The 26,304-nt window shown below is 32.1% G+C and carries 27 protein-coding genes; 5 read left to right on the top strand and 22 right to left on the bottom strand.

Features of this window, described 5'->3' with window-relative positions:
- Window positions 1–39: 39 nt before the first annotated feature.
- The 7 genes from HNP99_RS10385 to HNP99_RS10355 all read right to left on the bottom strand — a co-directional run bounded on the left by HNP99_RS10385 (window position 40) and on the right by HNP99_RS10355 (window position 4,250).
- On the bottom strand, window positions 40–417 hold the full coding sequence (locus HNP99_RS10385) for a DNA topoisomerase IV (protein ID WP_173853310.1): 378 nt from the start codon (window positions 415–417) through the stop codon (window positions 40–42).
- Window positions 418–424: 7 nt separating this feature from the next.
- Window positions 425–1,000, bottom strand: coding sequence for a DUF1572 family protein (locus HNP99_RS10380; RefSeq protein WP_173853309.1), 576 nt, complete (start codon window positions 998–1,000; stop codon window positions 425–427).
- Between the two features lie 4 nt (window positions 1,001–1,004).
- On the bottom strand, window positions 1,005–1,577 hold the full coding sequence (locus HNP99_RS10375) for a pentapeptide repeat-containing protein (RefSeq protein WP_173853308.1): 573 nt from the start codon (window positions 1,575–1,577) through the stop codon (window positions 1,005–1,007).
- Complete coding sequence (locus HNP99_RS10370; protein ID WP_173853307.1) at window positions 1,577–1,798, bottom strand: DUF6095 family protein; 222 nt, start codon at window positions 1,796–1,798, stop codon at window positions 1,577–1,579. Before HNP99_RS10370 ends, HNP99_RS10375 begins: the two co-directional genes overlap by 1 nt.
- A 67-nt stretch (window positions 1,799–1,865) precedes the next feature.
- Window positions 1,866–2,684 (bottom strand): N-acetylmuramic acid 6-phosphate etherase, encoded by an 819-nt coding sequence (murQ, locus tag HNP99_RS10365; RefSeq protein ID WP_173853306.1) that lies wholly within the window; start codon window positions 2,682–2,684, stop codon window positions 1,866–1,868.
- Between the two features lie 73 nt (window positions 2,685–2,757).
- Window positions 2,758–3,426, bottom strand: coding sequence for a ZIP family metal transporter (locus HNP99_RS10360; RefSeq protein ID WP_173853305.1), 669 nt, complete (start codon window positions 3,424–3,426; stop codon window positions 2,758–2,760).
- Window positions 3,427–3,485: 59 nt separating this feature from the next.
- Window positions 3,486–4,250 carry a class I SAM-dependent methyltransferase gene (locus HNP99_RS10355; RefSeq protein WP_173853304.1) on the bottom strand — a complete coding sequence of 255 codons (765 nt, stop codon included), beginning with the start codon at window positions 4,248–4,250 and terminating at the stop codon, window positions 3,486–3,488.
- A 150-nt stretch (window positions 4,251–4,400) separates the two neighbouring features.
- On the opposite strand from HNP99_RS10355, the gene HNP99_RS10350 reads away from it, so the two are divergent.
- Window positions 4,401–5,582 carry a THUMP domain-containing class I SAM-dependent RNA methyltransferase gene (locus tag HNP99_RS10350; RefSeq protein WP_173853303.1) on the top strand — a complete coding sequence of 394 codons (1,182 nt, stop codon included), beginning with the start codon at window positions 4,401–4,403 and terminating at the stop codon, window positions 5,580–5,582.
- 162 nt (window positions 5,583–5,744) lie between these two features.
- On the top strand, window positions 5,745–5,981 hold the full coding sequence (locus HNP99_RS10345; RefSeq protein WP_173853302.1) for a hypothetical protein: 237 nt from the start codon (window positions 5,745–5,747) through the stop codon (window positions 5,979–5,981).
- A gap of 165 nt (window positions 5,982–6,146) precedes the next feature.
- On the opposite strand, the gene HNP99_RS10340 is transcribed toward HNP99_RS10345, so the two are convergent.
- From HNP99_RS10340 to HNP99_RS10270, 15 genes are all read right to left on the bottom strand, one after another.
- Window positions 6,147–7,001 carry a DUF6048 family protein gene (locus tag HNP99_RS10340; RefSeq protein ID WP_173853301.1) on the bottom strand — a complete coding sequence of 285 codons (855 nt, stop codon included), beginning with the start codon at window positions 6,999–7,001 and terminating at the stop codon, window positions 6,147–6,149.
- Window positions 6,973–7,494, bottom strand: coding sequence for a DUF6452 family protein (locus tag HNP99_RS10335; protein WP_173853300.1), 522 nt, complete (start codon window positions 7,492–7,494; stop codon window positions 6,973–6,975). Before HNP99_RS10335 ends, HNP99_RS10340 begins: the two co-directional genes overlap by 29 nt.
- A gap of 78 nt (window positions 7,495–7,572) precedes the next feature.
- The gene (gene rlmD / locus HNP99_RS10330) at window positions 7,573–8,985 is read right to left on the bottom strand and encodes a 23S rRNA (uracil(1939)-C(5))-methyltransferase RlmD (protein ID WP_173853299.1); all 1,413 of its coding nucleotides are present in this window, start codon (window positions 8,983–8,985) and stop codon (window positions 7,573–7,575) included.
- Window positions 8,986–9,396: 411 nt separating this feature from the next.
- On the bottom strand, window positions 9,397–9,918 hold the full coding sequence (locus HNP99_RS10325; protein ID WP_173853298.1) for a MepB family protein: 522 nt from the start codon (window positions 9,916–9,918) through the stop codon (window positions 9,397–9,399).
- Window positions 9,919–10,124: 206 nt separating this feature from the next.
- Entirely contained in the window at window positions 10,125–10,529 is a 405-nt protein-coding gene (gene yiaA / locus HNP99_RS10320) for an inner membrane protein YiaA (RefSeq protein ID WP_173853297.1), read from the bottom strand.
- 24 nt (window positions 10,530–10,553) lie between these two features.
- The gene (locus HNP99_RS10315; protein WP_173853296.1) at window positions 10,554–11,234 is read right to left on the bottom strand and encodes a TIGR02117 family protein; all 681 of its coding nucleotides are present in this window, start codon (window positions 11,232–11,234) and stop codon (window positions 10,554–10,556) included.
- A 258-nt stretch (window positions 11,235–11,492) separates the two neighbouring features.
- Window positions 11,493–12,116: a hypothetical protein gene (locus tag HNP99_RS10310; RefSeq protein WP_173853295.1), complete on the bottom strand. Its 624-nt coding sequence runs from the start codon at window positions 12,114–12,116 to the stop codon at window positions 11,493–11,495.
- A 231-nt stretch (window positions 12,117–12,347) separates the two neighbouring features.
- Window positions 12,348–13,871, bottom strand: coding sequence for a carboxypeptidase-like regulatory domain-containing protein (locus HNP99_RS10305; RefSeq protein ID WP_173853294.1), 1,524 nt, complete (start codon window positions 13,869–13,871; stop codon window positions 12,348–12,350).
- A 73-nt stretch (window positions 13,872–13,944) separates the two neighbouring features.
- The gene (locus tag HNP99_RS10300; RefSeq protein ID WP_173853293.1) at window positions 13,945–14,643 is read right to left on the bottom strand and encodes a hypothetical protein; all 699 of its coding nucleotides are present in this window, start codon (window positions 14,641–14,643) and stop codon (window positions 13,945–13,947) included.
- Between the two features lie 204 nt (window positions 14,644–14,847).
- Window positions 14,848–15,414 (bottom strand): hypothetical protein, encoded by a 567-nt coding sequence (locus HNP99_RS10295; protein WP_173853292.1) that lies wholly within the window; start codon window positions 15,412–15,414, stop codon window positions 14,848–14,850.
- A gap of 211 nt (window positions 15,415–15,625) precedes the next feature.
- Window positions 15,626–16,570 (bottom strand): hypothetical protein, encoded by a 945-nt coding sequence (locus HNP99_RS10290; RefSeq protein ID WP_173853291.1) that lies wholly within the window; start codon window positions 16,568–16,570, stop codon window positions 15,626–15,628.
- A gap of 179 nt (window positions 16,571–16,749) precedes the next feature.
- Entirely contained in the window at window positions 16,750–17,700 is a 951-nt protein-coding gene (locus HNP99_RS10285; protein WP_173853290.1) for a hypothetical protein, read from the bottom strand.
- A 326-nt stretch (window positions 17,701–18,026) separates the two neighbouring features.
- Window positions 18,027–19,889, bottom strand: coding sequence for an ABC-F family ATP-binding cassette domain-containing protein (locus HNP99_RS10280; RefSeq protein WP_173853289.1), 1,863 nt, complete (start codon window positions 19,887–19,889; stop codon window positions 18,027–18,029).
- Window positions 19,890–20,120: 231 nt separating this feature from the next.
- On the bottom strand, window positions 20,121–21,392 hold the full coding sequence (locus HNP99_RS10275) for a DUF445 domain-containing protein (protein ID WP_173853288.1): 1,272 nt from the start codon (window positions 21,390–21,392) through the stop codon (window positions 20,121–20,123).
- A 119-nt stretch (window positions 21,393–21,511) separates the two neighbouring features.
- Entirely contained in the window at window positions 21,512–22,465 is a 954-nt protein-coding gene (locus tag HNP99_RS10270; RefSeq protein ID WP_173853287.1) for a T9SS C-terminal target domain-containing protein, read from the bottom strand.
- A 239-nt stretch (window positions 22,466–22,704) separates the two neighbouring features.
- Here HNP99_RS10270 and HNP99_RS10265 point away from each other — a divergent pair, with 239 nt between their 5' ends.
- From HNP99_RS10265 to HNP99_RS10255, 3 genes are all read left to right on the top strand, one after another.
- Window positions 22,705–23,871, top strand: coding sequence for a glycosyltransferase family 2 protein (locus HNP99_RS10265; protein ID WP_173853286.1), 1,167 nt, complete (start codon window positions 22,705–22,707; stop codon window positions 23,869–23,871).
- Window positions 23,872–23,955: 84 nt separating this feature from the next.
- A complete protein-coding gene (locus tag HNP99_RS10260; RefSeq protein WP_173853285.1) occupies window positions 23,956–25,275 on the top strand; it encodes a dihydrolipoamide acetyltransferase family protein in 1,320 nt (439 codons plus the stop codon).
- A gap of 55 nt (window positions 25,276–25,330) precedes the next feature.
- Complete coding sequence (locus HNP99_RS10255; protein WP_173853284.1) at window positions 25,331–26,281, top strand: YARHG domain-containing protein; 951 nt, start codon at window positions 25,331–25,333, stop codon at window positions 26,279–26,281.
- Window positions 26,282–26,304: the final 23 nt, after the last annotated feature.

The raw sequence follows: 26,304 nt of genomic DNA, 5'->3' as shown, positions 1-26,304 counted from the left end.
TAGTTAATTAAGAGTTATAGTGTGTTTAGTTCAAATGAATTATAAATCAGATAGTTTGGTTACTGTTCCTTTTTGCTTTTGGGGAACTCCAACCATACCAAATTCAAATGTATAGGTATTGTCTTTTGTCGTTAATATTTTCATGTCAATTGATTTTTTTTCTGCCATGTTTTTAGGATGTAGTTTTTTCAATACATATTCACAATCGTTTACCCATCTCACTGATGCGGTATCTGTTTTTCCTTCAAAGGTTTCGATTTCGATACTGTCATTACGTTCAAAAAATGTAGTTTTCTTTACGCCATCTATTTCATAATCGAATCTAAATTTTCCTGTTTTAAAACTTTTACAATCGCGTTCTACATTATAGCAAGAAACAATTAAAAGTAATAAAGGGAGTGCAAGCAATTTTTTCATAACTATTTTATTTTAATCTTCGGATTTCTTCATCTGTGAAATTTTGGACGCTCTTTTCTTTGGCAAATTTCATTTCGTTATAACTATGGGAGTTATTTCGAGGAATAGTTAAACTATTCCAGTTTGTGTTTTTTAATAGTTTTGCATAAAAAACAATTTGGCCCACATGATATGCATAATGGGCTAATTGTCTATTAATTGCTTCTATGACAGTGTGGCCTTCGTTTCTAATATAAATAATAGTTGAAAGTTGTTCAGGCTGTAAATTTTCTAAAGCATTAAGCAAACAATTCCACCCTTTGTTCCAAGCAATTAAAACATCTTCTTTAGTTATTAAGTCGTTTTCAAATTCTTCATCACGATTGCGCCATTCTTTTTCTCCATCTGTAGTAAGGAAATCTGTCCAGCGAGAAAGCATGTTTCCTGACATATGTTTTATAATGATAGCGATGCTGTTTGTATCCTCATTAGCACTAACAAAAAGTTGTTCGGGTTGCAATTGTTCTAGGGCTTTTTCGCCCAAAGTTTTATAATAAGAAAACTGTTTGTTTACACTAATCAGGTAGGATGTTGTTGCTTCCATAGTATTACTGAATTTTTATATCGTATTTTTCTAATAGACCTGGAATTCCTTGTGTTGAAAATTTCGCCTTTCTCATTGGGTTGAATTCAGGATCAATTTTATAGTTGTAAGCGGTAATGAAATTAACTTCTTTGAGTTCAGTTTCGTTAAAAATAGCGTTTTCTAAATTACAGTTATCAAAAACGGTATTGGTTAAATTACAGCCAGTAAAGTTCACGTCTTTTAAAGAACAGTTGGTGAATTTAGTTTTTGGCATTTTTTTATTTGTAAAGGACGAATAGTCTATTACGCAATCTTGAAAGTTAACATTAAATAAAAAGTCATTACAGGTATGAAATTCAATTCCCATCAACTTACTATTAATGAATTCTACAGTTTTTAGATTTGTTCCAATAAGCTTTGTTAACGATAGATTGCAATCTATAAATTGGCAGTCCATGAAAGTATTGTTTGAAAAATCGCTATTTGAGAAATCACAGTTTTTAAAAACGCAATCTTCAAACTCTCTATTGCTTACTCTTTTTTCAATAAAATTAATTTTATCAAAAGTTTTTTGAATGTGTATAAGTGCTTCCATTAGTCGTTAAATAAACCGCTAACCATTGTTTTTAAACCTTTAAACATAAGGTATACTGCGCCAATACAAGCAATAATACCTACTGCTAAAACAAGATAATGCCATAGCGATTGCTTGTTTATAAAGGCATTGTATATTATGGATGGACCAATAAAAAGCAACGGCAATGCCCAAGCTAAATATTTTATTCCTTTGGATAACAGTACTTTGTTAGTTGCCATAAGTAAGCTATTTTAATTTGAAGTTTTAAAGTTAATCAATTACTTGAAAAGCTAAAAAGGATTGTTGCTATTTGTTTTCTAAAAAAGCGTTTACTGCTTTTCTAACGCTACCATGCTGGGTTAATAAAGTAGCGGCTGTTTCTTGACTTACTGGAATTTCGTCCATGATCATTTTGATTCCGCGGCCTACAAGTTTGCTATTGCTTAGTTGCATATCTACCATCTTGTTGCCTTTTACTTTTCCTAACTGAATCATTGTGGTTGTTGAAATCATATTCAACACTAATTTTTGAGCTGTTCCCGCTTTCATTCTAGAGCTACCGGTAACAAATTCAGGTCCTACAACAACATCAATTGGGAATTGAGCAGTTTTAGAGAGCGGACTATCAGCATTGCAGGATATGCTTCCTGTTGTGATATTATGAGCGTTGCATTTTTCTAAACCATTAATTACATAAGGAGTAGTACCTGAGGCAGCAATTCCTATTACAACATCATTAGCGGTAATAGTAAACTCTTGTAAGTCTCTCCAAGCTTGTGTGGTGTTGTCTTCGGCATTTTCTACGGCACGACGAATTGCAGCATCTCCACCAGCAATAATCCCTACAACCATATCAAAGGGCACTCCAAAAGTAGGCGGACACTCTGAAGCATCCACAACTCCTAATCGTCCAGAAGTTCCAGCGCCTATGTAAAATAAACGACCACCTAATTTCATTTTTTGCACTATTACAGTGACTAAATTTTCAATTTGTGGCAATGCTTTTTCTACAGCTAGAGGAACTGTTTTGTCTTCCTGATTTATGTTTGTCAATAATTCTTGTACTGACATTTTTTCAAGATGATCGTATTTTGAAGACTGTTCTGTAGTTTTAGTAAATGTCATTTTCTAGTTTTTTGAGGGAGTAAATTGTGTGATGTTTGTTCGTATTTTTTTATTTTACGGGTCACGCCCAAAGTTATAAAAAATAGGCCAAAGCAATTCCTAAAACAATCATAGAAACTTTAGCGATGTTGAATTTGTGTCCTTCGCTGCTTTCAAAAATGATGGTTGATGAAATATGAAATAATATTCCAATGACTACAGCAGTTAACTCAGTGTGATAATTGTTTAAGAGTGGTAAGAAATCAGCTGCTATGGTTCCTAGCGGAGTCATTGCAGCAAAGGTGATCATGAACGCAAAGATGGCTTTTTTATTAAGATGTGCATTAATGAAAAAAGTTGTTAAAATAATTGCGATAGGTAAGTGGTGTATTGCAATTCCTACGGCTAAATCATGGTGGTGACTTACAGGAAAGCCTTCTAAAAATGCATGAATACACAAACTTATAAACAACAACCATGGAATGTGGGCCATGTTAGGTTGGCCGTGTACGTGTCCGTGCTCAGCACCTTTAGAGAAGAATTCTAAAATGATTTGGAATAAAATTCCGACCATGATAAAAACCCCGATCTTGGGATTATGTGTTTCATACACGTCCGGCAACAGGTGCATAACGGTTAGTGATAGTAAAAAAGAACCACTAAAGGCCAATAATAATTTTAGGTTTGTCTTGTTTTTTGGTTTTAAAACCAAAGCAATTACATATCCTAATAGTACAGAAAATAGGGGTAAAAGGTAATTCATCTTCTTATTTAACCGTTGTTGGGTTATCTTTTAAGGGGAGTTCTATAGTTTGATTATTACTATTTAAAAATCATAATCAAGCGTTCGCTTTCCGTTTTATGGAATTTCTTCAATTTATAATCACCAAAGATATCCAATAGAAAAATCCCTGCTTCTTCCATTAATTCTTCAAAGTCATTTAGTGTCAGTGCTCTAACTTTTTCGATGTAATGAAATTTACGACCTTGATCTTCAAAATCAATTTCTTTATAAATATGACCTTCTTTTAAATATCTTTTTAGATGAAAATCAATTCCGTCTACAGTTTTCGTTTCTTCGGGAACAAGTGTATTGATAACTTGTGTAACGTTCATGAAGTCGATTACAGCAAAACCATACTCTGATAAGCTTTCTTTAATTGCTTTAAGTGTGGTTAGGTTGTCTTCGTCATTTTCGAAATAACCAAAACTCGTAAACAAATTAAAAATAGCATCGTATTTTTCTTCAAAAGGCTCGCGCATGTCGTGTACCTCAAAGTGTAAGCTGTCATTAGTGTTTTTGCTGGCTTGCTCAATACTGTTTTCGGATAAGTCGGCTCCTAATACATTAAATCCTAATTGATTCAAGTAAATAGAATGGCGGCCTTTACCACAGGCTAGATCAAGTACTTTTGCTTTTTCAGGTAGGTTTAAATAATGGGTAAGATTATCCATGAAAACCTGCGCTTCTCTATAATTTCTATCCTTGTAAAGGATGTGATAGTAAGGTGTATCGAACCAAGAACTGAACCAAGTTTCAGTTGGTTGGTCTTGATTTACGGTAGTGGGTTTTTGTTCTTCAGACATTTATTCTTTTTCAATTTATTCTATCCCGCAAATTTAGTGTATTTTTGCTGAAAAATAACGAATCCGTAACGATACAAGCGGATTGATATAATTTTTATTATAAGTACATGCTTTATTTTTAAGTAACCTTATATTAAATGATACGTAAAAATGGAAGATAATTTTAAGATGGTAGCCAAAACCTTTTTTGGTTTTGAAGAGATATTGGCAAAGGAATTGCAACAACTAGGAGCTCAAAATGTAGAGCAAGGTGTGCGAATGGTGAGCTTTAAGGGAGATAAAGGATTTATGTATAAGGCTAATTTGTCTTTGCGTACGGCTTTAAAAATCTTAAAACCCATTTATGCTTTTAAAGCAAATAATGAACAAACTTTATATAAAGGAGTTGCGGGAGTGAACTGGTCTAAGTTTATTAATGCAAATCAAACATTTGTAATTGATGCTACAGTGCACTCAGAATACTTTAACCACTCAGAGTTTGTTTCACAAAAGTGTAAAGATGCTATTGTGGATCAATTTAGAGAACGTACTGGACAGCGCCCAAGCATTGATAAAGCACATCCAGATTTAAGAATCAATATTCATATTGATAGAGACCAGGTTTCAGTAGCATTAGATACTTCAGGAAATTCATTGCATCAACGTGGGTATAGAACTGCGACTAATATTGCACCTATTAATGAGGTTCTAGCGGCAGGAGTTTTATTACTTGCTGGTTGGGATGGTGAAACTGATTTTCTAGATCCTATGTGTGGTTCTGGGACTTTCCTTGCTGAGGCGGCTATGATTGCGTGTAATATTCCTGCGAATATTAATCGTAAAGAATTTGCTTTCGAAAAATGGAAAGACTGGGATAATGATTTATTTGATAATATTGTTGATAGTTTACTAAAGAGAGTTAGGGAGTTTCATCATACTATTAAAGGATATGATAAAGCGCCATCTGCTGTGCAAAAAGCCAAAGACAATATCAAAAATGCAAATCTTGAGGAGTACATTACCATAGAAGAGCAAAACTTTTTTGATACAGAAAAAACGACAGAAGGAAAATTACAAATGGTATTTAATCCACCTTATGATGAAAGGTTAGATATTCATATGGAAGAATTCTATAAAAATATAGGCGATACTTTAAAGAAAAATTATCCAGGTACAAATGCATGGTTTATTACGGGTAACCTTGATGCTTTGAAATTTGTAGGATTAAAACCTTCTAGGAAAATCAAACTTTTTAATGCTAGCATCGAAGCACGTTTAGTGAAATACGAAATGTATGAAGGAAGTAAAAGAACCAAGTTTCAAGTAACTGAAGGGGACGGAAATAAAGAATAGCTTAGAGATAATAGAATATAGAAAAAAGATTATTTTATATTAAAATCAAAGAGGATGATTGACGAAGTAGGGTAATGTCTAGTATAAATAAACAAATCATTGTTTTTTAACTTAGCAACTCAGCAATTAGTAATTCAGCAACTTTTAAAATATACTTATACAATGACAAAATTACAAATTAGAGCTTTTTTATACCAACTAGGTTGTTTTGCGATATTATTTATATCGGTTCGTTATTTAGTAGAACGTTATACGCATTTAACGGGATTCTGGATTCCGTTTACTGCATTTGTGGTAGGAACGCTTTTATCACCTAAGTTTAAAGCGGTTAAAACCAATGATGGCGAGAAATTGTTTATGAAATGGATTTTAATCAAAGACGTGAAAGAAATAGGGTAACTGTTTTTGAACTAAAAATAAAAAAGGAGATAATTATAATTTTATAATTAGCTCCTTTTTTTGTGTTTTAACATAGCTTCTTTAACTAGTCTAGTATTTGATTTCTAAAAATAGTAGGATTTATAATAGCAGTTTAAGTCTTTAATAATTTGTGCTTACTTAAAATTATCTTTTGGGAGTAGGTGGTTTTGGTTTCTTTGGATCAAAAACAGGAAAGACTTTCTTTTTATAAATAGGAATAAAATAAGAAACGGTGTAATTGAAACCAACGCCAAAACTTCCATTGTAGGTTCTGTTGAAACCTGGAATGTATAAATTGTCAAAGTTGTCAGGTTTTTTATTAGTAACTAAAGTATTTAGTCTTAAACTGAAACCTACAAAAACATTATTAAATACTTTTGCTTTTATTCCAGCAACGACTTCAACCCAACTAGCACTTAGTCCGTTATATTTTTGTCCAGAAGCAATTTCAGGAATTTCATCAAAATATGGAGTCGAATTGTATATTTTATAAGAGTTAAGCTGTTGACTAAAAGAGCTAAAGCCATAACGTAAACCTATGGAGATAATATTTTCCATATCCAGCCAGTTTTCATACGCGTTGTAGTCAAAACCAGCTTTTAAGTAACTTCCTTTAGTGGTAAAATTTACTCGGTCATCATCCGTAGTTTTATTTTCGTTCCCTAATTCAGCAGCTAAGAAGTATTTCTTCGTCAGTCGGTAATCTCCTGTGAACTCAATTCCTTTATAATCTTTGTCATATAAAGCACGAGTTACTTTAAATAAATCAATACCTACGCGCAATCCGTACCTATTTGTTTTTTGAAAAGTAGTTACAGTGTCTTTACTAACGGCTTCAGGTAATTCACGAATGTCTTTGTATTTCTTATTTGGAACTACAGTAGTATCTGCTTGGGCTTGCACCTGAATGGGTTTATTAGCAGTAGTCTCCTGTGCTGACATAACCAAGATCGAAAAAACAAGGTAAATACTAAAAATATATTTCAAGGTGTGTTTCATTTTCGTTAGTTATAGTACTCTTTTTTACGTAAATATATTTAATCCACTTACCATCAGTCGTAGCAACATCAGTATGAACAAACGGAGTAACAGGATCTAAAATAAACTCTGTTTTATAACCACAAGCTCTAGAAACAAAAACATTATCACGAGTATAATTAAATGTAATGACATCTTCGTTTTCAACTGGTGTAACAGTACTTCCATAATTCAATATAAAACGATAAGAAGTTACATCGGCATCGGTTTTTAAAGGCACCGAAACGGTACTACCGTTAATAGAAGTACTTCCGCTAAAAGTCACTAGGTCTGTTCTTCCTTCGCTTATAATAGCTAAATTATTAACCACCTTCAAAGTAGAGGAATTAGCAAAGTCATAAAACGAAATCACTAATCTAGGCGTAGTAATTGTATCAGCATCACAAATGTCATCTTTCTCACAACTAGAGAAAGTAAAAGCCATTGCCAGTACTAAAAGAATTGTTTTTTTCATATCTGTTTTTTAGTGATAGTAATCAGTAAAAAGTAATTAGCACAAATTTGAAACTAATTACTTTTTACTAATTACTAGCTATCTTCTTTCTAAAAGCACTACATTTTCAACATGATGTGTTTGCGGAAACATATCCACAGGACGCACACGTGTTACTTTGTATTTCTCATCCATCAAGGCTAGGTCACGCGCTTGCGTAGCTGAGTTACAACTTACATAAACCACTTTTGCAGGAGCAATTTTCATGATTTGTTCAATCACATCTTTATGCATTCCGTCTCTTGGTGGATCTGTAATAATCACATCTGGCTGTCCGTGTTGTGCGATGAAGCTGTCATTAAAAACAACTTTCATGTCTCCTACAAAGAACTCACAATTTGTAATTTCATTACGCACTGCATTTGCTTTAGCATCTTTAATTGCATCAGGAACACTTTCGACACCAATAACTTTTTTTGCTTTTTTAGAAACAAACTGAGCAATAGTACCCGTTCCTGTATATAAATCATAAACGATTTCTTCTCCGGTTAAACCAGCGAAATCTCTAGTGATTTTGTATAATTCGTAAGCTTGATCTGAGTTGGTTTGGTAAAAAGATTTGGCATTAATGCTGAATTTTAATCCTTCCATCTCTTCCAAGATATAGTCACGACCTTTGTATAGTTTAATATCAGTATCATATAATGTATCGTTTGCCTTACTGTTCACTACATATTGCAATGAAGTAATTTGAGGGAATTTTTCATATAAATGATCTAATAATAATTCTCTATTTGCTTTGTCATTTTCAAAGAACTGAACCAATACCATGATTTCTCCAGTCGATGCTGTACGCAACATTAAAGTACGCAACAATCCAGAATGCTCTCTAGGGTTAAAGAAAGTTAGTCCGTTTGCATTAGCAAAATCACGAACTTCATTTCTTATTGCGTTTGAAGGGTCTTCTTGTAAATGACATTTATTAATGTCCAAGATTTTATCCCACATTTTCGGAATATGAAATCCCAATGCGTTTCTATTTCCTAAATCTTCGGTACTCGCAATTTCAGCTTCAGTCAACCAGCGGCTGTTAGAAAATGAAAATTCCATTTTGTTTCTATAAAAAAACTTTTTCTCTGATCCTAAAATTGGTTCAAAATCAGGAAGTTCAATTTTTCCAATGCGTTGCAAGTGGTTCAAAACCTCATTTTGCTTGTAATACAATTGCTGCGTGTAGTTCATGTTTTGCCATTTGCAACCACCACAAACACCAAAGTGCTCGCAAACTGGTTCCACACGATGCTCAGATAATTCATGAAAATGCACTGCTTTTCCTTCATAAAACGACTTGCGTTTCTTAAAAGTTTGCACATCTACCACATCACCTGGTACCACATTTGGTATGAACACTACCTTACCATCCGGCGCCTTTGCTACCGAAACGCCTTTTGCACCTGCATCAAGGACTTTTATTTGATGAAAGACAACCTTGTCTGTATTTTTTCTTCCCATAGCGCAAAAATAAGCGTTTGTAAACTTTTATAAATTCAAATTAGGAAATATTTTCAAAAAGAAGTGTTTTTTATTTGAGCCTCATCCTGCTTTACGCTACAAATCCTCGCATTACTGGCAGTAACCCTAAACTTATAAAGGAGCTTCCTACGGTCGCTCTTTACAAGCAAGGGTTACAAAAGCCAGCAATACTGCGGGTTTTACGCTGCAATCAGGGGCAGGGGAGTTGGGTATTATTTAGTTGTTGAGCAATCAGTAATAATTTATTAAAAAACGTCAATTATAATAAGGAGTGCTATTAAATGGAGTAGATAAGTTGAAAATAGATTTAGACCTAAATTCTAGTCTAGTAATAATATTTTACAATAGTATTATTGTAATGGAATTCACAAAAAGATAAAATAGGATAACTCAAAATAATTCTCGAAAAGATTTCATAACTGCGCTATTCTCCTCTGTTAATACATAAAAGTAATCAGCTTGCCATTTTTGAGTTTGTATTGCTTGTTTGCTAAAAATAGCATCCGATGGGACGTAAACACGCATCCCTCTTTTTCCTGTTTTACTATTATGACTTATAATTCCTTTGGCGTTAAGCACTGTTTTTGGGAAAATAAATTGTCCTATTTTTTCATTGTTTATAACGGTAATTACAAAATAATCAAAATTGTCTTCTTCGTCAAAAGGAGCTGTAATTCCAGCCGAGTTTCTCTTCCAGATGGTAACGAATTGGCCTGATTTAGTTGGCGTAATTTTCGCTTGACGGTAAACAACCTTTTTGTTGTTCAGTAAAAATGCACAAGCTTCGTATTCCTTACTTTCAGCATTAATTGTAAGTTGAGTAATTTTCAATTTATTACTATCGTAGAAAGCTTCTTTTATTACTTTCAATTGCTTTGGTAGTAAATCTATAACGGTTTTTTCGGTAGGCATAATTAAGGATGGCGTTGTTAAAATTCAAAGTTAGTTTTTGAGTCTTAAATTTTGCAGTGATTATAGGATATTTTAAACAACCTAAATTTGAATTTTTAGATAAAAATAAAAGCCACAATAACATGATGCGTTATTATGGCTTTATTTGGGGAATTTATACTCTCATGAAAAGTAGAGAATGTAAAAAAATGATAGCGTAGTTTTTCCTAATTTGAATTAGGTGTTGCTGGAGCTAGGTTGTCTCTGGTATTTTTTTGTACCGCAATAGCACCAAAAATAGCCAGTAGAAAAGCAAAAGCATAATATCCTTTTTCACTAGGTAAAATAGTTGCATTTACTAATCCAACAGTTAATAGAGCAATTGATAAAATTGTTCCAAACCAGCAAATTCCATAGTAGATATCAGTTACAGGATACCCTTCTAATCTATCGCGAACACTTTTTTGTAATGAAATCACCGCAAAAAGCCCAAACATAAGTACGGTAAAATAATACCCTTTTTCGTTTAATAACATTTCGGCTCTAGCTAGTCCTACTAAGTAACCTACAATCCCAGCGGCTAGTGCTATCCATGAAGCAGCTACAAATGCATTTGATGTTTTTTGAACCATTTTTTAATCTTTTTAGTTTGTTAGTTATTTGTATTTTAAGAAAATTCCGGTGTCAAACGGCGTCCATAAGCACGCTCTTTGGCCACTTTTTTTTAAGGCTTCATTTGCCCATGTGTTACAAGTGTGCAACATACTATAGCTTCCGTTAGCTTCATAAAAAGCATCGGTTTTGCCATAATTTGCATTTGTTTTTATGTGCATAAAAAATCCGTCTTTGTCTTTTTTAAAGCTATTAACCGTGTAGTTTACCAGACGTGTGTACTGTTCCTGGCTGATCATAATTTTTTTACAACTACTACTCTCTTTCATTATTTTGTAATAAGTGGCGTGAACCGCGGTGGTACTTAAACCAAAAGCAGCTTTGAAAGCAACAGAGAATTTTAAGTCAGACCACTCAGGAGTTTCCAGATAAAATCCTTTATCTCCCCAACCCATTGCTAAATAATTAAAACTTGAATCTACGGCAGTAGCATTTGAGAATTTTACTTGCTCGCTCCAATTGTACTGTTCGTTTTTTATAGGGAAAACTAAGTCAGTATGCACTCCATTTGTCAATATATATATCGCAACTTCCTTTTTAGTATCAGGTTCAGCATCAACCGTAATTCTCGATAAGCAATAGCCAGCCGCAAGATAAAAAGCAATGAAAACCAAGAAACCCAATATCACTTTAGAGACAATTAGTAATGTTTTTTTTAATTGCATATAAAACAGCTTTGTTAATTATAAGGGGATAAAAGTAACTTTTTTTTTGAAACAAAAAAATAATTAATATAAAATTACTTACATATAAAAGACCTAAGGATAGTAAAAACGGTGTTGTATTAAATAAAGTGGTGAAATTTATGACTATAGATCATTTGCATTAAAAAGGTTTATGAAGGTTTAATCAAAAAGAAATTGTTGAATTATGTTTAAACGATATTGATGCTATCAACAAGTGATGATGAAAAATGTGTTACTCTAGTTTTTAAAGTTCTTTTTCAAAACTTCAAAAACTTCGTCAATGTTGCTTTCACCACGATGTGCGTAATAGTTACCATTATTATCAATTATAACAATACTATTACAAGGGTAATGTATCTTAAGAAATAGCGATTCTATTAATTTATTAGCATCTTCTATCCACTTAATATCGCCATACTCTTCAGTTCCATCTTTTGATTTGTAAATAAAGAATTGTTTGATTTTGGGATGCTTCTTTAGCTTTTTTAAGTAAGATTGAAAGTTTTGTCTTGTCATTTCTTTATCACCACCACTATTACAAACATCTTTACCTGGATAGTAATAGATTACTATTTTATCATTTTCATTAAAATTGGTAGCTTTTAATGCTAAAGTAGATTTTATAGCTTCTAATTGAATTTCATTAATTTTTCCTTTTTTAATTCTTTTAGTGCTAATATTTACAAACACTGAATCAACGTCAAATTTCAATTTTAAATAGTCATCGCCTGTATTATTTTCGAATTCTGTTTTACTGATTTGTTCTAAATTATCATTTGCGTAAAACTCTTTTTTTTGGCTTTGTACTGTAAAAATGTTCGTAAGAATGAAAACAATTAAAAATGGTAAAGTAGTTTTCATAGGTTATGGGTTTTAGTCAATTTATATCTATTATTCTATTAATTTGTTAGCGACGTATTAGTCAAATTTAAAATATTTAATAAATCTACGGAAATTAATATTAGATTCAATTAATAATTGTAAAGACGAATAATCTAAATAATTTTCTAAACAGTGATAATTAGTATTAATAGTTTTTATAAATAATCGTTACTAATTTTTAAAATCTGTGGTATGAAAAAGATAAAAAAATTAATTCACCGCCTTAAACTGCTTCATTTCTTGCAAAGGTTCTATGGCGTTATAATCCTTCCAGATTTTTGGGTCGTACGCTTTAATCGTTAGGTATTTAAAGTTTTCTTCCTTAATTTTATCAATAGCGGCAACTGTAGTAGCCGAACGAGACATGTTTAGGAATTCTATTTTTTTACGGGTAGTGGCTTCTACTTTAAAATCAAGAGCCAGTACATCTTTCTCACCTTTAGCCAATTCTATCAATTTTAAAGGACGCTTTACATACATATAATGACCATTTTCTGTTGCGGCATATTGTAAGTAGTAATTATCGTCCTCAGCTCTTTTGTTGTAAATGATGGTTCCTTTGCTCACGTTTTCAGACATTTTAATGCCTAGTAAGAATTTCAAGTTTATATTATGCACCTTTTCGCCTTCATCAAGTACATATTCAGCACGTAAAACTGCATAATCATTTTCTGAGACATACAGTTTACCCACATACATTGCTTTGCTTTTACGAGGTTTGAATGTGAGTACATAAGCAAATTCATTTTGTTTAGTGTAAGTCGTACCTTCAAAAGTATAGTCATATAGCTCCGGTTTTTGTATAAAATCAAATTTATTTTTACTTAAAAAATTATTACGATACATAAAATCATCAAGTTCGCTTTTTGTTGTCGTTAATTCATTTTTTGCATTAGTATGCACAGCATTTTTTTTATTATACTCTTTACTAAACGAGATGGTATCCCGTGATCCTATAAGACCGCTTTTTATGCGGTAAAATTTAGTGGTATCAAGATGTTGTACCATTAGTTCTTTGGCTTTTTTTTCGAGATCGTCTAAAGATGTCGATTGGCCTTCACTCTTTAAAATAGTTGCTTTTAAAACATCGAGTTTGGAGTTAAAAACAAACTTATTCTCTTTCTTAGTCTTAACCGAATAATAGTTACAAAGCACGTCTGTAAAAGATATTAGTGGGTTAGTAATTATTTTTTTTGCAAATTTTTGCACATCCTTGTTTACTTTATTTAATCCTTCTTTACTAAAACCTGTTGATTTATCAATTTCGATATCCATGATCGTTGGTGTAAAATAATCTGAGGTTCTATAAAAAATCATGTCTTTAGATCCTTTTTCACCAGTGGTGTAATTCTGACTCAAATTTGCCTTTACATTAGCCATGATTTCATAAGGATTTGGTTTTTCGTTCGATACATTAACATCACTAAGTTCAAAAATACCAGGCGTAAGTGTAATGGTGAAATTTGATTTTTTTAATGCATTAACCGTCAATTGCTGATTGACGTAACCTAGATAAGAGATGGTAAGTAGCGTCTCATCTTGACTGTTATTCTCCGAAAGTGAAAAATAGCCTTCACCATTAGAAACCAAGTTCTCCGACTCATTGACTCTTATATTTGCATACGGAACCGCATCGCCTGTGGCTTCATCAACAATTTTGGCACGAATGTTTTGAGCAATCCCAAATTGAACCATCAAAAGGGTAAAAAGTGTACTGAATACCTTTGTTTTCATAAATGAACAGTGTTTTATAGTGAAGACGATTAACGAAGGGGGTTAGGGAGATATGTGTTGGTTCGTGTATGTTTTAATTTTTGTTGATTAATTCTAGTATTTCTTGATCTTTAAAAATATCTTCAAATAATTTAGAAATTGCATCTGGCATATAAGTTTTATATGAACCTGCTCCAAATGCAACATTTCCACCTAATTTCTCTTTACCGTCAATTGCTTTATATTTCAAGAGAACGCCATTTTTGTCGTATACATACATATTGATTTTATAATATAAAAATTGTATCATATAGCCATCAGTATTTAATTGATCAAAAACTAGAAGTACTTTTTTATCTCCATTTAAGCTTAAAAGCTGTGTTTTTACAGATTGTTCTTCATCTTGCCATTTTGTATCTAAATTTGTAACTACTATGTCAAATCTTTTCAATGAATTAACAATGTTATTTGACAAATCATACATAAAGTTATTTTTGCTTTGTGTTCCCATAGGAAAAGCTATCCCAACGTTACTTCTCATATAACCTACAAAATCAGGTTTTCTTGAACCATCAATAACAGCTTCTCTATGATCTAGAAGTGCTAAATCAATATTTTTAGTTTTTATATCAAATAAGTCTAGTTTTAACCCATCATATTTTACTTTTCGACTTACTGCGCAACTAGATAATAATATTAAAGCTACTAATCCTAAAAAAATGTTTTTCATTTTGTTTTTATTACTCATAGCTCCATGTATGTTTTTTGTATGTTTTATTATTTCGTCTTGCATAATTTTGTTTTGTAGTTTTAACTTTAGCTGTTTATATTAGTTTTTTGAATTCTCCGTTTCGGTTTATAATGTTGCACAACGTCTTGACGCTTGGCCAGTTTGGGGACTTTATAGCAAAGTATTTTCTGCCAAAACGAAAAATTGATGCGAAACGGCAATTCCACTAAAACCCCAATCTCGCCAAAGACTGTTGGTAGCTGGTATTTATTCCATTATTATTTTTCTGTTTTCATTTGCATTAAGCAGTAAAACTAAGCCTAAAGCGAAAACAGCACAACTTATAAGCATTAGATTTCCATTCTTTAATATGAAAAAAGAAATACCTACTAAAGGGGCTCCAATAATCACCATTAAAGAACTTACTGTATTAGTTTTGATAAAATTTAATGCGTGGGCAGACAAGCCTACGAAGAGCAATGATGGACCAATAATAACAAAAGGATATAAAATAGCTGGGGTATTACTTATTTGATTGCTTAATTCAGCTTTTGCAATTTCATTATTTCCAAAACTCCACATTATGAAGTCAATAGTACAAAGACCTATATGGGCAATAACACCTAAAATTGTTAAAAAAGACGCTATAGTATTAAGATTATTCTTAGGAAAAACTTTGTTGAATGAAATTAATAACACTGCTCCAATTAAGTTAAACCAATGTGCAAAATCTACAGGTTTTTTAAAATATTCTAATTTAGAACTTTGAGAAAACATTATATAACTTATTATAAAAAAAGACAATCCAACTAGACAAATATTTTTTGGTTTCATATTTTATTTTTAATAATAGACGTATGTTTTTAGAATTTGTTACAAGTTTAATTTTCCGTTCTGCTCGGCGCTTGCTACCAACGTTATGTCACTTTGAGATGGCTGGAAGTTCGTAACCGCTTAATTTTCGGCTGAACGAAAACTTGATGCGGAACGATAATTCCACTAAATCCCAGCTAGTTCAAAATGGCTGTTAGTGGTTGTCTTTGTACTATTCTAATGCTTTATAAATTCTTTTTAACTTAAAATCGTGAATGTCTTCTCTTATTAAACTTACAGTTCTTATTGATATTAATAAAAATGCTAACACACCTATGATTACCAACCAATATTTTTTTTCATATTTTTTGATTGAAATTTTTACTTGTAAATCATTTTTAAGTTCTGAATTAGCAATTATTTTATTTTTGCTGGAACCTTCAATTTTCACTTTTGCTGAATCATAGTATTTAATATTTTCAATTTTTTCATTTAAGTTTTTTGAAATTACGTTATAAGAAATTATTGGTGTCGGGTTATAGTAGGATTTTATTCCAGAATAAATTAAGAAAGAAAATATTCCATACATTAATAAAAGAAAAAAATATGTTGGGATACTTTCTGTTAAAAATTGTTTTTTAGAATTTTTTAATGACCAAGATGACGTTTTTTCTATTTTTTCAATTCCTGCTATTCTGCAATTAATCTTAAGAATTTGATTAAACTCATATATTTTCAAATTATTTTTTGATTCTATAATTAATTCAAACGAAAATTTTTCTAAAGGTTTTAAAATATCCCAATTAATCTCAACCTTATTTTCCTCTAATTTATAGTCTAATTCAATTTCATTGTGTTTTTCTGAGAATTTAAAACTCAATACTTTAATTTCCTTTTCAAATTCAATTTTAACAGGTTTCAATATTAAAGTTTTGTAAATATCTATTGTTCCTGAATTAATGATAGTTCCACGATAATAATATTGGTTAGAATCAAAGGGTAATTTATGCTCAATATTAGCTTGACTAAGTTCATTAAAATTTGTTGTAATAAGTGGTATCCAATTTCTTTCAATCAGGCTAATTTCTGCATACGATCTATTTTTTGACGCATTAAAAATTTTATAAATACCGAACAATCCTGACATTATCAGACTAATTATAGTCTTACTTTCCATAGTAAAATTCATTTAATAGTTATGTGAGTTAAGATTGCAGTTAACGTCTTGCCGCTACAAGATGTTTGGGATTAAAGATGCGAGATTTTTCCATTATGACAAGTTTTCCAAGTACAAAACCATCTTTAAATTTAGCCAGATACCCAAATATCTTGTAACGGCTGTTAGCTGTAGTGTCTTTATTGAGTTGCTTCATATGAATTGTTAATTGAATATTCAACACCTCTTGCAGATCTGTTATGAAAGTTTATTACAATTTGTTCTACTAAACCTAGTGATTCATATGTTTTTAAAGTTTCTGGAAATAAATTAATGTAATCAGCGATGAATATACTAAACATAAAAAATGCAATTTTTAGATTATATAATGTCAACATTCTAAAACTCTCATTTTCTTTTGCAAACATATCTGCAAATTGAAAAACAGAAACGTTTGATGGATGAGAATATAAAGAAAAATACCCATAAGCGTGATCAAGTTTTCCATTTTTTATGTCCATTGTTTCAGTTAATTGTCTCCAATTTAAAATTTTAACTTCAAGATCATCAAACTTTATTAAATAGTCTTTTGTTTTTAATTGGTGTTTTATTCTTTTTTGGTTAGTCTCATCTAATTTTTTGTAAAGAGAATTATTTTCAATATTATTTACGATTGTCAACATTTGCTCTTTCTCTTCTTGAGCTTTTTGTGCATTATCTTCTGTTGTAATTTCTGTGTTAAACCTTTGTCTATAAGATAATCCCGCGTGAACCCACAATAGATAAATTATTTTTCTTTCTTCTGGATCTGAAGTGGTTCTATAAATTAGATTAAACATTCCTGTGGTTTCATAAATATTTCTAATTAATGAAGCTACAACTGTTGGGTCAATTATGTTATTTAATCTTCTACCATCATTAGATTCATATGAAATACCAGAAATTGCATTTCTTAAATGAAGTGCTTTAGTCATCATCATTTGTAAAACCATTGTAGAGTCAAATTCACTTCTAGATTTTATTTCAGGATTATGATTATTAACTATTTGAAAAAAAAATTCAGCGTAAATATTTAATAATTCTTGACAATCGCTAATTGTATTACAATAAAATAAACGGGAGCATTCTTTTCTTAATTCGGTTTTATCCATTTTCGTTTTTTTTCGGGCGACATTACAGCTAACTCGCAAATAACAGCAAAAACATTCGTGTTTTAGGATATTATTTACGTGCTTGTAAATAAACACTTTATAAACTAAGACTGCAATACCCACTTTTAGTGATATTATTTATTAATTCGTTGTAAGTTTTCATAGGAATCAAAGTAGTTTTACTTAACAAAAAAAAGAAACCCCAACATTTCGAGCATTGCTGCTAAAAGTGTTGGGGTTGTTATTTTATTAGCTAAAGTTAACTAAAAGTAAGAATAGCTTTAAATTTCGGTATCTTATGTTGAAGCCACTTTATGAAATAAAAATTATCCTTCCATTTTGGCACTTAATTCAAACCAGCGTTCTTCTTTAGATTCCATTTTATTGATGAGGTTTTGCAATTCCTTTCCTTTTTTCTCAATATCAGCCTCTGCTACTTTTCCTTCGGAGAATAAAAGCTCAATTTTCGCTTTTTGTTCTTCCAAGTCTTTTATTTCGCGTTCCAGTTTTTGAAATTCTTTTTGCTCGTTAAAAGTTAAATTTCCTGTTGGGTTGCTTTGTTTCCAGTCTTTCTTTTCGGCTTTGTTTTCTTCTTTTTGAGCAACATCAGCACTATCTTCATACGCTCTAAAGTCAGAGTAGTTTCCAGGGAAATCTTCGACAGCACCATCACCTCTAAAGATGAACAAGTGATCTACAATTTTATCCATGAAATACCTATCGTGCGAAACCACTAATAAACAACCTGGGTAATCTAATAAGAAACTTTCTAATACATTTAGCGTAACAATATCCAAATCATTAGTAGGCTCATCCAGAATCAAGAAGTTAGGATTTTGAATCAAAACTGTACACAAATACAAACGTTTTAATTCTCCACCGCTTAAGCGGTCCACAAAGTCGTACTGTTTTTTAGCGTCAAACAAGAAACGCTCTAATAATTGTGACGCAGATATCATTCTTCCTTTCATCAACGGAATAAATTCTCCGTATTCTTTAATGACATCAATAACGCGTTGTCCTGGTTTTGGATTGATTCCGCTTTGCGTATAATAACCCACTTTTATGGTTTCTCCAATCACCACTTTTCCACCATCAAGCGGAAGCGCTCCAGTCAATAGGTTCAAAAAAGTTGATTTTCCTGTTCCGTTTTTCCCAATGATTCCAATACGTTCTCCTGGTTGAAAGTCGTAACTAAAATTATCCATGATCACATGATCCTTGAATTTCTTAGAGATTTTGTGAAGCTCGATAATCTTGCTTCCCATACGCTCCATGTTGATTTCTAGTTCGACCTTGTTTTCTTTACGGCGACTTTGTGCTTTTTCTTTAATGTCGTAAAAATCATCCTGACGCGATTTTGATTTCGTCGTTCTCGCTTTTGGTTGACGGCGCATCCATGCCAATTCTTTTACAAATAAGTTTTGAGCTTTATCAACACTTGAATTTTCAGAGGCAATGCGTTCTTCTTTTTTCTCTAAATAGTAAGAGTAGTTTCCTTTGTAGGAATATAATTTTCCATTGTCTAGTTCGATGATTTCGTTACAAACGCGCTCCAAAAAGAAACGGTCGTGTGTTACCATGAATAGCGTAATGTTTTCTTTAGCAAAATAAGCTTCTAACCATTCGATCATCTCTAAATCCAAGTGATTCGTAGGTTCATCCAGAATCAATAAGTCTGGACGGTTGATCAAAATAATAGCTAGAGACAAACGTTTTTGTTGTCCACCCGAAAGGTTTTTTACTTTTAATTTGAAATCTTCCAACTTCAATTTGAACAAAATTTGCTTGTATTGGGTTTCAAAATCCCATGCATTGTGCTGGTCCATTCCGTCAAAAGCTTTTTGATACGCTTCTTCGTCTTCTGGGTGTTCCAATGCTTTTTCGTAAGCTTGAATTACTTTCAACGTTTCATTATCTGAGGCAAAAATACTTTCCTCAATGGTTAGCTCGTCCTGTAGATTGTTGTTTTGAGATAAGAAAGCCATTTTGATTCCTTTTCTCAAAACTACTTGCCCAGTATCCGATTCGTCCAAGCCATTAATGATACTCATTATGGTGGTTTTTCCCGAGCCATTTTTGGCTATAAAGGCAATTTTTTGGTCCTTACTAATTCCAAAAGAGATGTTTTCAAAAAGCGTTCTCTCACCAAATGATTTCGAGATATTTTCAACTGATAAATAATTCATTCGTGTAACTAATTGTATTTGTTATGATTAGGTGGGTTTTTACGTAGCGATTTATAACTAGATTTCTAATTAAATACCGCCATAAAAAAAACCACCGTGCAAAGGTAGTTTATTATTTTTAGGTTAAAATTATTTGCAAAGAAGAACTTTCTCTAATTCAGCGACTTTTAGGTTACTATGATCAAATTCTAGAAGAAAAAGCAACTTTAATAAATCCATTTTAATGTTAAATTAAAGCAGTTTTAGTAAAGCAAGTACAATACCCACTAAGCCACCTACAACTGCACCATTCAAACGAATGTATTGCAAATCATTACCCACTTTGTCCTCAATTTGCTCCACTAGCTCTTTATTATTGAGTTTCATCATGCTGGAGCGAACCATATTTCCTATTTCGCTATGGAATTTCACTAACATTTCTGAAATGGTTTCTCGTATCCAACTGTTTATTTTTTTTTGTGCCGCTACATCTTCTTGCAAATCGGTTAACATCCTGTTTAGGTTAGAAATCAAGAATTGCATTAATGAAGTGTCATTGTTTTCTAACTGGGTCGAAAGAGCTTCTTTGGCGCGAAGCAATAAAGTAGCTATTAATTTTTCGTCTTCTACATGTTGCATTACACGTTCTTTTAGATTCTGGATCATAGAAGTTGATTGCTCATCACCCGTACTTAATTCTTTAGCAAATTCAAGAATCCAGTTGTCAAATTTGGTTCGAATGGGATGATTGACATCCAGTTTTGCTTCTGAGATTAATTCTTTTGCTTTGTCAAGAAGTTCATCTGCAATTAAATTTAAATCAATTCCACCGCTTTTTTCCGCTATAAATAAGGTCGCTTTTTTGAAAAATCCTTTATCAGAGTATTCGTCTGCTGCGTCTTTAAGTTTTGATATTAATAATTTTTTTGTCTCTGGATTAGTAATCGATTTTGAACTTTCGTCAATAATTAACTCCCAAATTTGATGATGATCGCCGTTTTTAATGGATTTTTCTAGCCATTTGCCGAGTGGAGTAGCTAGATCAATCGTGGCAATTTGTTCTCGAAGTATTTTTTGCAAAGCAGCTGCAAATTTTGGATTATCTAATTCAGTAGTGAACTTGGAAACTATATTTTGAATGAAAATAATCGCGTTTTGTTGATTTTTAGGTTGTTGCATGAAGTCTAAAATGGTTTTAGCTAAATCCACTTCATTTAATTTTTCGGCAATTACATCTGGAGAAAGCCATTTATTGGTTACCAAATCCACAATTCCTTCGGTAAGTTTTTCTCGGTTTTTGGCAATGATATTCGTGTGTTTGCGTACAAAGGGAATCGGGATTTCATGAAAAAGAGCACTCACAGCAAACCAATCTGCAAACCCGCCTATAGTTGCCGCTTCAAAACCAGCAGTAACAATTTTCCATGCTTGGTGGTTTAGAATGTGTAAACGCAATAGTACCTCAAAAAATACAAGACCTCCAAAGGCAATAAGCAAAGAGATCGATCCGAGATTGTTTTTCATGTTTTGTTATATTTTTAAAAAGACTTTTTAAGTAGTAGAAATGTAAGTAATTATTGTGGAATAGTTGATAAACGAACCGTTTTTTTATAATAGAATTAATATTAAAACTATTGATGATGCTACTGCGACAGAAAAGAAGTCAAGTTAAATTGATGTAGTTTTTGTGGGGTATCAATAAATGGTTTTCTAGTAAATTTTTCATTCGTGAGGTAATAATGCAAACCATCTTGGGAAGCAATTCCTTCGACTTGATGAAAAGGAAGTTTAAGTTTTATTTTTCTTTTATTTCCACTAAAGAAGTTAGATCCTTTATAATCGTAGAGTAAATAAATAAAAGGCTGCAAGGTTTTACTATAGCCACATAAAGCAATAGTTTGTTGTTCTGGACTATAAGTTGCACCAGTAATTAATCCTTTGAGATTATAGGTTTCTTTGAATTGTGCAATATACTTTCCAGGTGTTTTAGGTAAAACATAAACGCTGGTTTTGCTGTCTTTCCATTGTTTTGTAAATAGGTAAATACTGTCCTTCATGACAATAAAAGCCTCACAATCAAATTGGGTTTTGTTGGGTTTTAAAGCTGTAAAATCTGTTTGATTTGAATATTTAAACGAAATCGTATCTATTTTCGGACTCGTAGATTCGAACGTATTTTTCTTAATTCTTAAAATATGTAAATCTTGACGGTTTCCAGAGACATTGTTCCCAAAATCACCAATGTATATAAAGGAGCTGTCTTGCGAAATTTCTTCCCAGTCTTTATTTACTACCTTTTCTAGTTTTATTTTTTGTTTGTTATTTCCAATGCTGTCTATCGCATAAAGTGCCTTGTCACTATTGTCGTTGAATGTCCATAACAAAGAATTGTAAAATAGTAAACCCGAACTTTCTTTTAAGTTTTCTGGAAGTAAGTTGGAATACAAAGCTTTTAATTTAATGGATCGGTATTTACAACTACCATTATTGATAGTAGCTAAGGGATTGTAATTTTTAGATGATGGGTCAGTGCAACCAGCTATTTGAGCGTAGGTTGGTATTGAGAAAAGGAATAGGAGTAGGGCAATGATTTTCATATATTCAAAAGTACTTTTTTTTGAAGATTTATTTTAAAGATTTGAGAATAATGATTAAGTATCCTATTTGTATATAATCACTTCAATAATGGGTTTGCTTTTATATTTCCAATTTTAAAAGAGCTTCAGTTTGATCTGCTGTTTTTTCGAATAACAAACAAAATCCAAATCAGTAAGATTAAATATTAAGTAGCTAATCTATTAGCTATAAATTAAAATTTTCTAATTAAGTTTGCTCAATGCAACTCTCTGTTATTATTCTCAATTATAATGTTCGCTATTTTTTAGAACTCTGTGTTTTAAGTGTGCAAAGTGCGCTTATAAATATCGAAAGCGAGATCATAGTTGTCGATAATAACTCTGCTGATGACAGTGCTGCGATGATGACAGTGCGTTTCCCAACCGTTAAATTCATTCAAAATAATGAAAATGTAGGTTTTCCCAAAGGAAATAATATTGGTGTAGACCAAGCCAAAGGAAAATACATTTGTATTTTAAACCCTGACACCGTTGTTGCAGAGGATACTTTTGAGACAGTTTTGGCTTTCGCCGAAAGGCAAAACAATTTAGGAATACTAGGAGTAAAGCTAATCGATGGTTCGGGTAATTTCCTGCCCGAAAGTAAGCGTGGTGTTCCAACTCCTTGGGTTGCTTTTACTAAAATTGTAGGTTTGTATAAAGTTTTCCCAAAGTCAAAATGGTTTAATCGCTATTACGCACAAGATGTACCTGAAGATAAAACAGCTAAAGTAGCTATTTTAGTAGGTGCTTTTATGGTGCTTAAAAGAGATTTATATCAAGAGCTAGGTGGTTTTGACGAGGATTGTTTCATGTATGCTGATGATATTGATTTGTCATATCGAGCGTTGCAACTGGATAAAGAAAATTTTTATTTTGCAGGTACTACCGTGATACATTATAAAGGAGAAAGTACAATTAAGGACACGGTCTATAGAAAACGTTTTGAAGAAGCAATGCTTTATTTTTACAAAAAACATTTTAAAACTCCCTTGTTGTTTTTAGTATTTATGAAAATAGGATCATTCTTATTTTCTTTTGCAAAAATATTCCAAGGTCGTGCAAATAAATTCTCAAAAATACCTGAACAATATGTATTATACGCCACAAGTGTTGATTTTAGGCATAAATTAGCGTTAAAACTGCAAAAAAAAGTTTTATTTCGTGATTTTGAAACAGAAAAAACGGTAATTTCGTCAACGAATAAGTATGAAAAACAAACAGAAATAGTGTTTGATAATCATTCTATTACTTTTAAAGAAATTATTTCTAGCATAGCCACTTTGAAAAACAAGGGGTTAAGTTTTAAAATTATTCCAAAAAATAGTCACTTTCTCATAGGAAGTAATGATTCTAAAGATCGAGGCGAGGTTTTGGAAATTGAATGAAAAATTATGGTAAACGTAATTTATGTTCAAAATATTTAGTAATTTCGCAAACTGAAAACTAAAACCACCTTTTAGGTTAACAATATGGCAAGATTTGAATTAAAACTTCCAAAAATGGGAGAAAGCGTCGCAGAAGCAACCATTACAAACTGGTTGAAAGAAGTAGGTGACAAGATTGAAGCTGATGAGACAGTACTTGAAATCGCTACTGATAAAGTGGATAGCGAAGTGCCTAGTGAAGTTTCGGGTATATTAGTAGAGCAATTATTTGGTAAAGACGACCTAGTTCAGGTAGGACAAACCATTGCAATTATTGAAACAGAAGGTGATGGTGCAACAACATCAGCGCAAGAAACTGCAACAGTTGAGGCTATTGCTGAGGTTACAAAAACAGTAGCAACTGCTAAAGAAAGTGTCGCTGCAGTATCTTCAGGACCAGCTGATTTTTCTAATTCCGATAAATTTTTCTCTCCATTAGTAAAAAATATTGCTAAGGAAGAAGGTGTATCTGTAAATGAATTAGAACAAATTGAGGGTACAGGGAAAGAAGGTCGCGTTACTAAGAATGATATTTTAGAATACGTAAAAAATAAAGATACTAAAACAGTGGCTACTCCGGTGAAAGCTGTTGAAACTCCAAGAGTGGCTCCAGCACCAGCAGTGGCGCAAAAAGCAGCTCCGATATCTGTAAATGGTGGTGATGAGGTTATAGAAATGGATAGAATGCGCAAGCTTATTTCTGGATACATGACCGCTTCTATTCAAACATCGGCACACGTACAATCTTTTATAGAGGTTGATGTGACCAATATTGTAAAATGGAGAGAGAAAAATAAAACTATTTTCGAAAAAAGAGAAGGGGAGAAGCTGACTTACACACCAATCTTTATGGAAGCTGTTGCAAAAGCAATAAAAGATTTCCCTGGAATTAATATTGCTGTGGATGGGGATTATATCATCAAAAAGAAAAATATTAACCTAGGAATGGCCGCTGCTTTACCTAACGGAAACTTAATTGTTCCTGTTATTAAAAACGCAGATCAGTTAAACCTTGTAGGAATGGCAAAAGCAGTTAACGATTTAGGAAACCGCGCTAAAATGGGTAAATTAAAACCAGACGATACTCAAGGCGGAACGTATACGGTAACAAACGTGGGTACTTTTGGAAGCGTTTTTGGAACGCCAATTATCAATCAGCCGCAAGTAGGGATTTTAGCTCTTGGAGCCATCCGTAAAGTGCCTGCAGTTATAGAAACTCCAGATGGAGATTTTATTGGAATTCGTCAAAAAATGTTCTTATCACACAGTTATGACCACCGTGTTGTAGATGGTGCATTAGGAGGAAGTTTTGTGAAAAGAGTAGCAGAATATCTTGAAGCATTTGATGTAAATAGAGATTTATAAGAATTATATTAAATAATATGTTAAATTAGTCCAATAATTCTATTGGACTTTTTTTATGAAAAAAATTATACTACTCGGTGTTTTGATCTCTCTTTTTAGTTGTAAAAAGGCAATTAAAAATGAAGCAAGCAATTTAGATAATAAGGAACTAGATTCAATTCAATTTGCTGAACCGCAGATTACCGACTCAAAAGAAGTAAACTCTGAGAACGATTTATTGGGGTATTGGGTGGGTGTTTTTGAAGCAGATATGAATGATGAGCAACGCGACTCACTATATAAGAAATTTGGAGATAGATTTTATAATGATATAAGTAAAAAAGTAACTTTTTCATTTGATAAAATCAAAGCAGATTCTATTTTTGGGCATACAATAGTTTCTGGAAATATTACCGCTTTTAAAGGAACGATCATTTTTGAAGAAAACGCTTTTGAAATAAAAGTAAAAGAACCGAACAAGTCTAAAAATGATGGTTTTTTTATGATGAATGTTGTTAAAAATGATACACTTGTAAAAGGAACATGGAGCGGATACTCTCCTAGAGAACTTAAAATTCCTCATAGAAAATATGAATTGCACAAAGTGAAATTTGAGTACAATCCAGATAATAAAATAGAATATACTTTTAGAGACAAGGATAAATCAAAATTAGTAGTTTTTAGGGATACTATTGATGGAGAGCCAGAAGAATATGATGATACTACTTTTTACTCTACTACTGAAAAAGTATTTGATAAAAATGCCTCAACAACATTGCTTACTAAAGCGTTTGTTTCTAATTTGACGAAAGCAGATATTTATATTTTACGAAATTCTATTTTCGCAAGACACGGTTATGCTTTTAGAGATAGGCAATTGCGTGTTTATTTTGAATATTTTGATTGGTATATGCCTGTTTTTGGAGATGTAAAAGAGGATTTGTCCAAGCTCGAAAAAAGTAATGTTGCACTATTACTGCGTTATGAAAAAAATGCTGAAGAGTATTATGATACATTTGGAAGATAATGATTGTAAAATGTTTAAAAATT

This window comes from Flavobacterium gelidicaeli (assembly GCF_013294005.1).
Lineage (GTDB): Bacteria > Bacteroidota > Bacteroidia > Flavobacteriales > Flavobacteriaceae > Flavobacterium.
This window is presented reverse-complemented; position numbering and strand designations above follow the sequence as displayed.